Annotated in this window: 8 protein-coding genes; 3 read left to right on the plus strand and 5 right to left on the minus strand. The window is 70.7% G+C overall.

Going from position 1 to position 13,256, the window contains the following annotated elements; all coding sequences use genetic code 11:
- Window positions 1–1,631: 1,631 nt before the first annotated feature.
- Both POL25_RS28850 and POL25_RS28855 read right to left on the minus strand, forming a co-directional pair.
- Window positions 1,632–2,591: an ADYC domain-containing protein gene (locus POL25_RS28850; protein WP_272089452.1), complete on the minus strand. Its 960-nt coding sequence runs from the start codon at window positions 2,589–2,591 to the stop codon at window positions 1,632–1,634.
- A 184-nt stretch (window positions 2,592–2,775) separates the two neighbouring features.
- A complete protein-coding gene (locus tag POL25_RS28855) occupies window positions 2,776–6,129 on the minus strand; it encodes a serine/threonine protein kinase (protein WP_272089453.1) in 3,354 nt (1,117 codons plus the stop codon).
- 887 nt (window positions 6,130–7,016) lie between these two features.
- On the opposite strand from POL25_RS28855, the gene POL25_RS28860 reads away from it, so the two are divergent.
- Together POL25_RS28860 and POL25_RS28865 are read left to right on the plus strand one after the other, a co-directional pair.
- Window positions 7,017–7,880: a hypothetical protein gene (locus POL25_RS28860; RefSeq protein ID WP_272089454.1), complete on the plus strand. Its 864-nt coding sequence runs from the start codon at window positions 7,017–7,019 to the stop codon at window positions 7,878–7,880.
- 107 nt (window positions 7,881–7,987) lie between these two features.
- Window positions 7,988–9,358, plus strand: a complete 1,371-nt coding sequence (locus POL25_RS28865; RefSeq protein ID WP_272089455.1) for an OmpA family protein — start codon at window positions 7,988–7,990, stop codon at window positions 9,356–9,358.
- A gap of 262 nt (window positions 9,359–9,620) precedes the next feature.
- On the opposite strand, the gene POL25_RS28870 is transcribed toward POL25_RS28865, so the two are convergent.
- From POL25_RS28870 to POL25_RS28880, 3 genes are all read right to left on the minus strand, one after another.
- Window positions 9,621–10,868 (minus strand): S41 family peptidase, encoded by a 1,248-nt coding sequence (locus POL25_RS28870; protein ID WP_272089456.1) that lies wholly within the window; start codon window positions 10,866–10,868, stop codon window positions 9,621–9,623.
- Between the two features lie 54 nt (window positions 10,869–10,922).
- Window positions 10,923–11,348 (minus strand): anti-sigma factor family protein, encoded by a 426-nt coding sequence (locus POL25_RS28875; protein ID WP_272089457.1) that lies wholly within the window; start codon window positions 11,346–11,348, stop codon window positions 10,923–10,925.
- A 96-nt stretch (window positions 11,349–11,444) separates the two neighbouring features.
- A complete protein-coding gene (locus POL25_RS28880; RefSeq protein ID WP_272089458.1) occupies window positions 11,445–11,999 on the minus strand; it encodes an RNA polymerase sigma factor in 555 nt (184 codons plus the stop codon).
- Between the two features lie 134 nt (window positions 12,000–12,133).
- On the opposite strand from POL25_RS28880, the gene POL25_RS28885 reads away from it, so the two are divergent.
- On the plus strand, window positions 12,134–13,138 hold the full coding sequence (locus tag POL25_RS28885; protein WP_272089459.1) for a hypothetical protein: 1,005 nt from the start codon (window positions 12,134–12,136) through the stop codon (window positions 13,136–13,138).
- The last annotated feature ends 118 nt before the right edge of the window (window positions 13,139–13,256 follow it).

Below are 13,256 nucleotides of genomic sequence, written 5' to 3' on the forward strand. Positions count from 1 at the left end.
TCAAGGCCGAGGCCCGCACGCACGCGCCGGCCGTCGCCAACGGGCGGACCTCAAGGCCGAGGCCCGCACGCCCGCGCCGGCCGTCGCCGTCACCGGCACGCATTCGCGCCACCTGGCCGCGCTTGTCGGTCCTCGCGCTGCAACCTCTCCGCGCCTGCCGGTCCCGCGCGCTCAGCCGCGTGCACTCGTGCCACCTGGCCGCGCTTGCCGGTCCTCGGGCTCGCGCCTGACTTCGCAGCAAACCGCCACGCGCATTCGTGCCACTTCGCCGGGCGTGCCGATCTCCACGCGCTCGCACCGGCCGTCGACACCGGCACCCGCATTCGTGCCACCTCGCCGCGCGTGCCGGTCCCCACACACTCGCACCCCGTCGACACCGGCATTCGCATTCGTGCCACCTCGCCGCACGTGCGGAGCTCGAGCAAGCAATAGAACTCGTTCCACAGCGCCGAGCTCATCCGACCAGAGCGCCGCGATGCACGCATTCCACCGGACTCAACCGAGCCGAGCGCCACCTGCACGCATTCCATCGCACCGACCTCGACCGCTCGCTCGCTCCGAGCCCCCACGAAACAATCGAGGCACCGCGTGCTATGCAGAAGGTCCGCGCGAACGTCTACAACGCATGTTATGCGCGCGACACTTCGCGCGGCCCACGCTGCGAATCACAACACTGCCGCAGCGCCAACCTTGCGGGAGGTTGTCGCGGAGCTCGCTTCACCATGCCGAGGACCCACTCCCTTCTTTGCACGATAAGCGACGAAACAGGGCAATACGCGGTCATCCCTTTGTCCTCACGCACCATTCGATCGCAGCATCCGCGGGCACGCTGCTTGCTCGCATGCAAGCTCTGCCTCGCGCCAGCAACATGCACGAGAAAACACGACGATACGCGGTTACCCCGAGACCCGACTTGCCGGCCCGCTGACATCGAACGGCCTCACCCGTGAGAATGCCGGGTCCGCTGGCACAATGTGCTCCGGGCGAGCCATCGCGCCGGCTCCCTCGTCCCCACGCCGCAGTGTCCACCCGGCACACCTCGCGCAACAGAACATCGTTCAGGTCGGCAAAGGCCGCTCGCGCCGCCGCATGGCCCGCGCGCCTCTTCGCCGCCGCGACGCCCCCCGCCGATCTGCGCCACGAAACATTGTTCATTGCGCCCATCAGCGCCGAGTAAGGCCCTCCGCCGATCGTCTGCCACGACCCGCCGGACCTCGATTTACCCAATCGAACAACGTTCCGCTGCCCGATCACCGCCAGCTCCATCACCGACCGACGAAGCCACGCGCCCCGCTCACAGAACATTGTTCATCTACATCCCTCGCCACGAATCAGGCACCTCGAGGCCGGCCCGATGTCAATGATCGGCAGCCGCCATCTCTCGACAAACAACGTTCCGCCTTGTCTCGGCAGACAATGCGACCGCGGGCCGGCGCCGCAGGACCCTCTGCCTGCTGCACCGACCCGGATCGCCTCCCGAGAGATCGTGACACCGCGCGACGGGCTCATCGGCACGCCGGCCGCGACCCAATCACACCACCGCCGACAGCCACGCCCTGCGCGAGCGTCTGCCGGGCGCGCCCGCGAATCGCAAGACCGCGGAGCTCGCTCACTTTGCGGGCCGAGCCTGCTCACGCACCCGGTACGTACGTCACCCACTCGCCTTCCGCGAGCGAGTAATCATCGCACGCCGGCAGGTTACAGGCGACATTGGCGCCGGCGATTCGCGGGGCCTCGAGACACAGCGCACCGGAGGCCGACCACACCGCCTCGACCGCGCCCATCTCGCCGGACGACACCACCGTGCCGGCCGCGTTCTCCCAGTGCAGCGGGGTGCCGTTCTGCGTGTAGCTGTGGCCCGTACCGCAATAATCGGCCGTGATCATGCGCAGGGTCGCCTGGCGCTGGGCCAGCGAGGCCGGGTGGCCGGCGCCATCGAAGTCGGACTGCGGCCCGTAGTTCATCAGCTGTAGCTTCGCCGCCGCCGAGCCCGCACACGCCAGGGTCAGCCAGCGCGACTTGCCGGGCTGGATCGACTTCGTCTCGAGGTCGTACGTCTCGCCGCCGATGACCGTGACCGCGCTGGTCAGGACGTCGAGCAGGTCGCCGGTGCATACATTGCGCATGCCGAGGAGCGCGTTCAGGTCGGGGTAGACCAGGGTATACGTGGAGACCTGCGGCGCGCCCGCGGCCCACGAATCGATCTTCTGGTGTCCTAGCACCGTGATCGGCAGCGGCAGCAGCGAGCCCTGCTGATGGACCAGGATGATCGAGCCGATCAGCTGATTGCCGCGCAGGGTGGTCGTGCCCGAGCGCGCCACCAGGGCGCCCTTCTCGACCGCGATATCGAACTTCTGCAGGCTGAGCAGCCCGAGCGGCGGCGGCACGAAGCCGACGATCCGCACGCCCTCGCCGTTGGCCACGCCGTCGAGGTTGAGCTCGCGGATAGCGCGCCCGTTGACCTCGGCCGAATTGAAGCCGCAGCGCCAGACCGGACAGGTCGTGGAGCCGCCGTCGCGCAGCGCGACCGCGTCATCCCCCAGATCCTCGTCCGTCAGCGGTTCGTCGCATCCGCCCGCAAATAGACACACACCTGTGATTGTAAGACAAAGCGCCCGACCCAGCATGATAGCCTCGCTACCCCCGACGTCGCGGACACTATCCACGGCGCCCTGCCGCGTCAAGCATAATATGAAGAGCAGGAGCTGTGATGAATCCACCTTCAGCTCGCGCAGCCGTGTCGCTGCCCTCGCAGCTCCGGCGACGATTCACCGCTCAGCGCCCGCCGGCGCGCGTGCGCAGGCGATCGATCGCCGCCAGCCGCCACGCGAACGCGTCGCCGGCCCCGCTGAACCACTGCTCGGCCGCCGCGAGCTCGACCGTCGCGCGCGCTCTGTCGGCCGGGTCCTGGCTGAGCAGCAGCGAGGTCGCCAGCTCGACGCGGGCTCGCGCGAGCAGCCGCGGCAGCGACACGTCGCGCGCCTGCGCGGCGGCGGTGACGGTCGCCAGACCGGCCACGGCCTCCGTCAGGTGCTCGCGCGCCTCGACCTGTTCGCCCTGGGCCGCGAGGTTGAGGCCGAGGCACAGCCGCAGCTCTGCCTGCTGGACCGCGAGCCACCATTCGCCGCTCGCGGCCGTGGCCGCAAAAACTGCTCGCAACTCGGCGACCTCGTCGCCGACCGGGCCGAGGCGCAGCGCCGCGTAGCCGCGGATCAGCGCGATCTCGGGTCGCGTCAGCGCCGTGTCGTCGGCCGTCAGTTGTCGCGCCAGCACGGCGGCCTCGCGCCACGCCGCGCGGGCCGGCGCCACCGCGCCTGCCTCTTCGTGGCGCTGACCGAGGTGGGCCAGGCACATCGCCCGCTGGGCCACGCGCTCGGCGGCGAACCGCTCGAGCACCGAGCAGCCGCGCTCGAGCACCTCCGCGGCCATGCGCGGGTCGGTCAGCGACACGCTGGCGACGATGCGGATGACCGCGCTGTGCGGGTGGGCCGGGCCCAGCTCCATCTCGAAGATCTCGAGCGCCCGCAGCACCAGCGTCTCGCGCTCGGCCGTGCCGGCGACCACCAGCGCCAGGTTGCTCAGCGTGAAGCCGACATCGACGTGGCGCGGGCCGAGAGCCGCCATTCGCACCGCCAGCGCCTCGCGCAGCGTCACCTCGGCCTGATGAAGATCCCCGATCGCCAGCAGGGCCGAGCCCATGCTGTTCAGCACCAGGCCTTGCAGCCGCTCCGGCGCCTGCACGCGGGCCGTGTACTCGCGGGCCAGGGCGATGTCCTCGCGGGTCTGCTCGGCCTGCCCGATCTCCCGGCTGCGCCGGTGGATCCGCAGCGCCAGCGCCTCCAGGGCCGTCTCGTCCACCTCGGCGCCGAAGGCCGTCAAGTAGGCGCGGCTCAGCAGCGACGCGTCGGCGGCCCACGGGCTGTTCATGTGAATCGTCAGGCGGGCGCGGGCCAGCAGCGCCTCGGCCAGGCCCGGTCGTGAGCCGCGGGCCTCGGCGTCCTTCACCACCTGTTCGGCCAGCTCGATCGCCGCGACCTCGCGACCGGCGCGGTCGAGCGCGCCGACCCGCTCGAGCTGCGCCCGCTGCTCGGCCAGCGCCGCGCGCAGCTCCGGGTCCTCGGGCAGCGGCGCCTCGCTGGCGAGCATGCGCAGGTCGGCGCAATCGTCGACCGGCTGCAGACCGCGGATGATCTCGAGCCCGCGCGCCGCGACCTCGCCGTCGGCCGCGCGCAGCACCGCGATCGTCTCGCGCAGACCGGCCTTGCGCTGGGCCAGACACAGCATTCGCTGGTCCAGCAGCGTCTCCGAATTCTCCCCCCGGCGGTGAGCCTGACATGCCTCTTTGTGGGCATCCCGCCACCCGCCCGCATAGCCGTCGAGCGCCGCGGCGATCGGCGGCCACAGCTCCGTCGAGTGGTGGGGACCGAGGCCGGCGAATCGCAGATCGATCTCCGCGCGCTGGCTCGCGCCCCAGATCGCCGCGATCTCCTGGCCCGAACCATTGCAGGTCTCGTCGACCGGCGCCGGCCTGGCCGCCAGGTAGCCGCCGGCGCCGGCCAGCAGCGCCGCCACGCTCGCGGCGATCACGATCGGGCGCGCGCGCGTCCGGCTGCGATCGAGCGCCCGCAGCAGCTCTTCCATCGAGGGCCAGCGGGCCGAGGGCTCGACCCGCAAGCCGCGGGCGACCACCGCGAGCAGCCAGGCCGGCACGTTGGCGCCGGCGGGCGGCGCCCGCAATTCACCGTACCCGACCGACAGCGCGATGCTCTGCGTCGTCTCGCCGGCGAACGGGCGCTGGCCGTAGAGCGCCTCGTAGAGCGCCACGCAAAAGCTGAATTGATCGGAGGCCGCGTCGACGCCCTCGGCGCGGAACTGTTCCGGCGACATGTACGCCGGAGTGCCGACGAACGGGCCGACGACCAGCGGCAGCTCGGAGCCCGAGGCCGAGCGCGCCGGTGTGTCGATGCGAGCCGCCGTGCTGGCACACAGGCCGAAGTCGAGCACGCGCACGCGGCCGTCTTCGCCGAGGATCGCGTTGGCCGGCTTGAAGTCGCGGTGCACCAGCCCGACCGTGTGCGCGGCGGCCAGCCCGGTGCCGGCCTGCCGGTACACTGCCACCACCTCTTGCCAGCTGCGCCCGCGCTCCTCGGACCAGCTCTGCAGCGTCTTGCCGCGGATGAACTCCATGGCGACGAACACGTCCTGGCGGTGCATCCCGACGTCGTGGACCACGACCACGTTCGGGTGTGACAGTCGGGCCATCGCCTGGGCCTCGCGCAGCAGACGGGCGTTGCCGCGGGCCGAGCTGTCCTGATTACGGGTGTGCAATACTTTGAGCGCGATCTTGCGGTCGAGCTCGGGATCGTAGGCCGAATAGACCACCCCCATCGCGCCACTGCCGAGCCGATCGAGCACGGTGAAGCGGCCGATCGTCTCACCGGGCTGGAAGGCGACGATTCGCGTCGACACCCGCACGGTCTGGCCCGACTGGGTGCTGATCGTACTGTGGACCGGGCCGTCGCGCGGCACCTGGACCAGCCCCGCGCCCTCGATCAGCAGCGCCCGCGTCGCCTCGGCCCGCCGCTTCAGCGCCGCCGCGTCCTGGTCGACCTCGGCGGCGTCGAGCCATACCTCTTTATCTCGCTCGACCGCCAGCGTCCGCGCCAGCGCGTCGAGCAGGTCGCTCCAGCCGTCGATGTCGGACACCGACCCACGAGCCGGCCCCGCCTGCAGCCCGCGGCGCAGCGCGCGACGAATGCGGCGCAGCGTGGTGATCCCGACCCGCTGCCACGGCACGTGGCGCAGCCACCCGCGCACCAGCGCGACGTCGTCGGGATCGTCGAGCGCCTCGAGCAGGCGCGCCGCGAGGTCGCGCAGCACCGCGTCGCGCGACGCCTGCAGCGAGCCCGACGTGGTCGCGCTGATACGGACGAGCACGGCGATCGCCGCGAGCACGCTGGCGTCGTCGGTCCCGCGCGCCATCTCCGAGCCGGCCTGGACCAATAGGTCGGTCGGGTCGCACGGCGCGGTCTTGCGCGCGAGGATCCGCGCCGCCAAGTCGAGGCGGTGCAGGTCCAGCTCGGAAAAGTGCTCCCAGGCGCCGGGGATCGGTCGGTGAGGTGATTCCACGGCGACTTCGTCCGGCCGGTTCATGGAGTCTTACAAGAGGCGCTCCGACGGATCAAGCAAGTCGCGGCGGGCCCCCGGGAATCTCCACATTAACTCGCGTGCACGTGGGCCCGGCCGCCGCCGCCACCGGACCGCGCCGGCGCGGTCGGCCTCTCGCACCATTCAGAACATTGTTATTTCAATGCGCGATCGCCTTCGCCGAACTCCGATTCGCCCTCGCCGCGACGTCCATGGGTGTCGGCGCATCTGTGCGTGTCCGACAATTCAACACCGCAGCCGAGTCGGCTCGGCTGCCAGCATTGCCAGCAACGCCCTCGCCGCCGCGCACTCGCGCGCGATCGCCCGTCTCCCCGCGGCCGGCGGGCGAGCCGCGCTATCATCATTGCGAGCGCGCTTATCGGGACCGTCACCGGCCGGGTCGGTCGATTGAAGACTCCGCGAATTACGGTTGAGCCCGCCGCTTACATGGCAGTAGGTTGCACCTGGCTCCTGAGCGCATATTGATAACAGTGTTATCGAGAAACAATGCCAGTGGGCGTTCGGAGCCGAGATACGCCGGACTCTACTGTTAGACCCACATGCTGAGCGATAGCCCCGGGTCTCCGCGTCTTGCGCCCTCGTGGCGACCCTGGGCATCTCCGCCCGAACAGCGCTCGCCGGCCGATCGCCTCGATCTGGCGCGAGTCGGCCCTGCTCGGGTGTTTTTGGGGCGCCACACAGTCTGCGGACAGGTGACCTCGAACTCCCGAGATTGGCGCTTGACCGAGGATCAGTGCCATGAGAGGGTCGCCATCCAGAAATGGTAGGTCGCGCCTCTCGAAGCTGCGCGCGACTCATGGGAGGAAACGGATATGTACACGCGAATGAATGGATTACACGTCTGCGCTTTGGCGGCTTCGCTCGTGTTCGGCGGGTATGCCTGCAACAGCGACCAATTGCTCGACACCGATACGGCCGGCACGGACGGAGCGTCCGCCTCGGCCTCGGAGTCGGCCACCGATCCTGCTAGCGCCAGCGAGACTGCTTCCAACAGCAACTCCAACTCCAACTCCAACTCCAACTCCAACAGCCAGAGCGGCTCCGAGTCGGACTCCGACTCGCAAGGCACCGCGCCCACCGAGGGGCAGGTTTCCGCGACCGAAGCCACCGCGACCGACGGCACCGACTCCATCGGCACCGTCTCCGTCGGCACCGACTCTGTCGGCACTGACTCCGTCGGCACTGACTCCGTCGGCACTGACTCCGTCGGCACCGACTCCGTCGGCACTGACTCCGTCGGCACTGACTCCGTCGGCACCGACTCCGTCGGCACTGACTCCGTCGGCACCGACTCCAACGGCACCGTCGGCACCGACTCCATGGGCACCGACTCCAACGGCACCGTCGGCACCGACTCCATGGGCACCGACTCCAACGGCACCGACTCCATGGGCACCGTCAGCGACAGCAACGGCACCATGGGCTCCGGTGACACCAACGAGCAGCTGTGTCAGCTCGAGCCGGGCGACGGCGCCTGCGACGAGTGCCTCAAGGAGAACTGCTGCGACGCGTGGGTCGAGTGCAACGAGGACGTCGCTTGCCTGTGCCTGCTCGGCTGCGCCGAGTCGGGCAACAACGCGCTCTTCTGCGGGCTCCAGTGCCAGGTGTCGCTGCCGACCCTGGTCAACACGCTCAACAACGTGCTCGGCGAGTGCGGCCTGATCGGCGAGTGCGGCCTCGCCATCTGCCCGGTCTTCGGGTTCGTGCTGTAGTCGTCCGCGACCGCGGATGAAATCGAGCGGACTCGGCCGCCGCGACCCTCGCGGCGGCCGAGTCCGGCGGTCCCCCTTTTTGTCCGAACATTCGAAGGAGAACGGCATTGAAGACATCACGCTGCTTTACGCTCATCGCGGCTCTCGGGCTGGCGGGATCGCTGGCGACCGAGGCCAGCGCGGCCGAGCCCCGCAAGGCCAAGGAAGAGTCGCGCATGCGGCGGTTTCGCCCCGAGCGCAACACCGGTGAGATCGGCATCTTCCTCGGTACGGCGGTATTCGCCAAGTACCACGATTTCTACGACCCCGCGACCGCGCCGCAGGAGCGGATCCGTCGGCCGTCCTTCGAGGGCGGCGTGCGGGCGGCTTACTTCCCGCTGAGCTTCCTCGGGCTCGAGCTCGAGTTCGGAGCACTGCCGGTCCGCTATGACCCGGGGGGAGACGCGTTCATGTACGCCTTCCGCGGCCACGGCATCCTCCAGCTGCCGTTCTTCCGCATCGTGCCGTTCATCCTCGGCGGTTACGGGCTCATGGGCATCCGCTCGCCGCAGTCGGTCGCCGGCAAGGACATCGACCCCGTCGGCCACTACGGCGTCGGCGTCAAGTTCCACGTCACGCGAATGTTCACCCTCCGCCTCGACGCGCGCCATTTGGTCGCCGCCCAGGCCGCGCAGCAGACCGACGGCACCAGCCACCTCGAGGTCCTCGCCGGCGCCTCGCTGACTCTCGGGCGCAAGAAGCAGCAGCCGGCCAAGGTCGACACCGACCGCGACCGCGACGGCGTCGTCAACGACAAGGACCGCTGCCCCGACGAGGCCGGCGACATGCCTGACGGCTGTCCCGACCGCGACTCCGACGGCGACAGCTTCTTCGACTCCAAGGACCGCTGCCCCGACGTCCCCGGCGTCGCGCCCGATGGCTGTCCGCCCGCCGACCGCGACCGCGACAGCTTCCTCGACGACGACGACAAGTGTCCCGAGGAGCCCGGCGTCGCCCCCGATGGTTGCCCGATCCGCGACAGCGACGGCGACCGCATCCTCGACCCCGACGACAAGTGCCCCAACGAGCCGGAGAACCGCAACGGCTACGAGGACACCGACGGCTGCCCCGACGAGATGCCGGCCGCGATCACCAAGTTCACCGGCGTCATCAAGGGCATCTTCTTCGACCTCGGCAAGGCCACCATCAAGCCGACCTCGAAGAAGACGATGGACGGGACCGTGCAGGTGCTCAAGGACTTCCCCAGCATCCGCGTCGAGATCGTCGGTCACACCGACAACACCGGCTCGCGCGACGTGAACCTCGACCTGTCGCGCCAGCGCGCCGAGTCCGTGCGCGAGTACCTGGTCGCCCAGGGCATCGCCGCCGACCGCATTCAGACCCGCGGCGCCGGCCCCGACGAGCCGATCGCCGACAACAAGACGGCCAAGGGCCGCGCCGTCAACCGCCGCATCGAGTACAAGGTCATCACCGAGTAATCACTCGCGGCACCACGACGCCGCGCGGACGACCTTCGGGTCCGCCGCGCGGCGATCTTGTTTTGCGTTCACAAGTTGGCCTCGGACGCCCGAATCGCCCCGCCCGGCAGCGCCCCCGGTCGATGCGAGCGCGAGCCGCCCGCACAGCCCCGAGCTCATCCGGCCAGGGCGATCCCATGTCCCTCAGGGCATGTCCATGAAAACATGCCCCGGTCGCCATGCCCGTACGGACATGCCCGATCGGACATGTCCGTGGCAAGGATCACTTCGCCTGGTCTTCGAGCCAGGTCTTCGCCACCGTCAGGGCCGAGTCGGCCTCGCTCGGCACCGCGTCCAGCGGGTCGAGCGGCGCGTCGGCGGCGACCGCCACCGGCAGGTGCGGCTTGACCCCGCGGCCGGCCAGCGGCTCCCCGCCGGCGCCGACGAAGCGGCCCGTGCTGAGCTTGATCGCCCAGCCGTTGCCGAGCTCGTGGATGCTCTCGACCGTGCCCTTGCCGAACGTCGGCGCCCCGATCAGCGTCGCCCGCTTGTGGGTCGCCAGCGCGTCGGCCAGGATCTCCGCCCCCGAGGCCGTCTCGGGCCCGATCAGCACTGCCAGCGGCAGCGCGTGCCAGCGGCCGTCGCCCTTCGCCACGGCCGCCTTGACCGGCTCGTCGCGCATCGTCGTCGTCACGATCGCCTGGCCGTCGCGCAGCAGCGAGCCCGAGATGGCGATCGCCGCGTCGAGCAGCCCGCCCGGGCACGCCCGCAGGTCGAGCACCAGCGCCTCGGCGCCCTCCTTCTGCAGCGCCTCCAGGGCCGCGTCGAACTCGGCCGGCGTCGTCTCGGCGAACCCGCGCAGCCGCAGATAGCCGAGCTTGTCGCCGAGCGGCTTCGCCTCGACGTTCTGGATCGCCACCGTCTGCCGCACCAGCTTCTCGTGCCACTCCTCGGTGTCGCGCTGGACGAACAGGTCGATGCTGGTGCCGGCCGCGCCGCGGATCTTGTCGACGATCTCGACCATCGGCTTGCCCTGCACGCGGACCCCGTCGATCTCGAGGATCCGGTCGCCGCGCTGCAGCCCCGCCGCGCCCGCCGGCCCGCCGGCGATCACCTCGCGGATCACCAGGATCCCCGCCACTTGCTCGATCATCACCCCGACGCCGACGATCGTGCCACCGGTGTCGTGCAGCAGCTCGGCCAGCTCGCGCGGCGCCAGCAGCTCGTTGATCGGGTGCGCCGCCGGCTGCCCGAGCCGCGCCAGCATGCCCTCGACCGCGCCGGTGTAGAGCGCCCCCGGGTCGACCGCCGCGTCGACGTAGTGCTCGGCGATCAGCTTGCGCGCGGCGGCGAACGCCTTCTCCGCGTCGGGCATCGCCTCGGCGTGCGATCGGGTCGGCGCCTTGGCGGGCGCCGGCGCCTCGGCCAGCACCGGCGCCGCGACGTCGGTCGCCTCGGGCGCGGCGGCGTCCTCGGGCGCCGGGTCACAGGCGAACAGGGCCAGGGTCAACAGCGAGAGCGGTCTGCGCATTTTACATGTCTCCAGAGTCAGGTGTGAACATCGAGCTCGAGAACGAGAGAATCATCAGAGCACCGGCCGCTGGATGCGCGGCGGGGCGGCCGCGTCGTAGCCGCGGACCCGGGGCGACGTCACCGCGCCCGCGGCCTCCTCACCGGCCGAAGTCCGCGCCAGCCACAGCGCCGCCGGGATCGCCAGCGCCGCCACCACCGCGTAGGCCGGCACCGGGCGGCGCACCAGCGCCAGCCCGCGCCGCCACCAGCTCGGACGGAACGCGCGCTCGACCTCGGCCCGCAAGCGCTGGCGCACCGCCGGCGGCGGCGCCTCGTGGGCGGCCTGCAGCGCCCCGTCGAGGTCGGCGCGCAGCCGGCAATAGGCCACCGCACAACCTGCACATTCGGCCAGGTGACGCGTCACCGCGCGGCGCGGCTCGGCGGCCAACTCGTCGTAGGCGTGATCGATCAGCGAAGCCTCGCACTCTTCACAATTCATCGCCGGAGCCTCCCTCCGTCCGCAGGCCGGACCTCGCGGTCTTCACGTCGCATCGCCCTCGCGTCGCGGGTCGCAGGCCGCGGGGCCTCGCAAGCTTCACAGTGCATCGCCGGAGCCTCCCTCGGTCAGCAGGCGGCGGAACGCCTGGGTGGCCGCGTGCAGTCGCGATTTGATGGTGCCCTCGGCGACGCCCATGAGGCCGGCGATCTCGCGATAGCTCAGCTCGCCGAGCTGCTTGAGCAGGATGAGCTGGCGCTGCGCCTCGGGCAGCGCGGCCATGGCCGCCTGCACCCGCGCGGCCTCGCCGAGGCGGGCGTCGGGCAGCGCTTGCGCCCCCGGCCGCAGCTGCGCCTCGGCCCGCTCGCGCAGCGACGCCTGGCTGCGTTCGCTGCGCTGGGCCATCAGGCACGCGTTGCGGGCCACCGCGAACAGCCACGGCGCGAACCGCCCGCGCGCCGGGTCATAGCTGCGATCGCGGAGCACCTTCAAAAAGACGTCCTGGAACAGGTCGTCGGCGACCGCGGACTCGCCGACGATCCGGCGGATGTAGCCGTAGAGGCGCCGCTCGTAGCGCGCGTAGAGCCGGTCGAAGGCCGCCAGCTCCCCGCCGCGCAGCGCGACCACGAGCTCCTCGTCGGCGACCTCGGGCATCCTCGTCGCCTGGTATGCCCGAGCCGGTGGTTTCGTTCGCCGGTTCGCGCCGGCACCCGCCGCGGGCAGGTGCGCGATCGCACGGGTCGCGCGCCCGCGCCCCCGCCGCGGCGGTCCTGTTACTGTCTCCCGCGATGCCCGTGCCCGCGCTCGCCCGCCTGCTCGTCCGCCCCTCGCCCGTCCTGGCGCTCCTGCTGGCCTGCGGCAGCGACGGCGGCGCCACGACCACCGAGTCCGCGAGCACCACCGATTCCGGTTCGAGCACCACGCACGACGCGACCACGACCTCGCCGACGACCTCGACGACCTCGACCTCGACGACCGCGAGCGACACCACGACCTCGACCGGCGAGCTCACCGACACCGGCGTCGGCCCGAGCACTGGCACGACCACCGAAGACCTCACCACCGGCGACCTCACCACCTCGTCGTCGACTTCGTCGACCGGCGATACCACCACCACGACCGGCTCGACCACCGACGACACCACCACGACCTCGACGACCTCGACCGGTGATGCCACCACCGACGAGCCGGGCCAGCTCGGCGAGCTCTCTGGCGATTGTGGGCTCATCGACGCCATGGAGCTCGAATCACCGGACCCGTTCGTGTTCAGCGGCGCCATCGATTTCGCCATGGTCGGCTACGATTACGACCTGCTGACCCCCGGCGGCCAGCAGATCTACGACGCGGGCAACCTCAACCCCGGCTCGCTGTACTCGGAGATCGTCGCCTACGAGGTGCTCGCGCGCTGCGAGCAGGCCGCGCTGCTCAAGACCGAGGGCACGATCACGTACACCAACCCGATGGGCAAGAAGACCGACTTCCTGGCCGAGATCGACGGCCTCAAGATCGGGGTCAGCGTCGTGCGAGCCGTCGGCTTCCCCAAGGACGCGCCGTGGACCGTCGCCCAGGCCGAGACGATCCTGAAGGGCAAGCTCTCGGACATCCTCGTCAGCAGCGCCAACGTCGCCCCCGCCGACGCGTGGACCAAACAGATCCTGAGCGTCGTCGCCTACGGACCCATGCACCTCGAGAGCCTGCTCGCCGCCTACGAGGGCCTCGACCCGGCCATCAAGGCCGACACGATCCTCGTCATCACCGTCACCGACGGTGATGACGCGTTCATCTACAACTGACAGCATTGCGGGCGGTCCCCGCGTGGCAATTTCGCGCCGCGCATGTCGGCCGTCGCGGACGGGCACCGGCCCCTCGCGCTCGCATGCGCCCGCGCGGATGAAGCGACCGCGCGCGGGC

Origin of the sequence: Nannocystis bainbridge (assembly GCF_028368995.1) — a bacterium.
GTDB lineage: Bacteria > Myxococcota_A > Polyangia > Nannocystales > Nannocystaceae > Nannocystis > Nannocystis bainbridge.

What these genes read in the sequence shown, in the direction of transcription:
- POL25_RS28875 (WP_272089457.1), bottom strand. Translation starts at nt 11,348, where the DNA reads ATGAATTGTGAAGAGTGCGAGGCTTCGCTGATCGATCACGCCTACGAC.
- POL25_RS28880 (WP_272089458.1), bottom strand. Translation starts at nt 11,999, where the DNA reads ATGCCCGAGGTCGCCGACGAGGAGCTCGTGGTCGCGCTGCGCGGCGGG.
- POL25_RS28885 (WP_272089459.1), top strand. Translation starts at nt 12,134, where the DNA reads ATGCCCGTGCCCGCGCTCGCCCGCCTGCTCGTCCGCCCCTCGCCCGTC.
- POL25_RS28870 (WP_272089456.1), bottom strand. Translation starts at nt 10,868, where the DNA reads ATGCGCAGACCGCTCTCGCTGTTGACCCTGGCCCTGTTCGCCTGTGAC.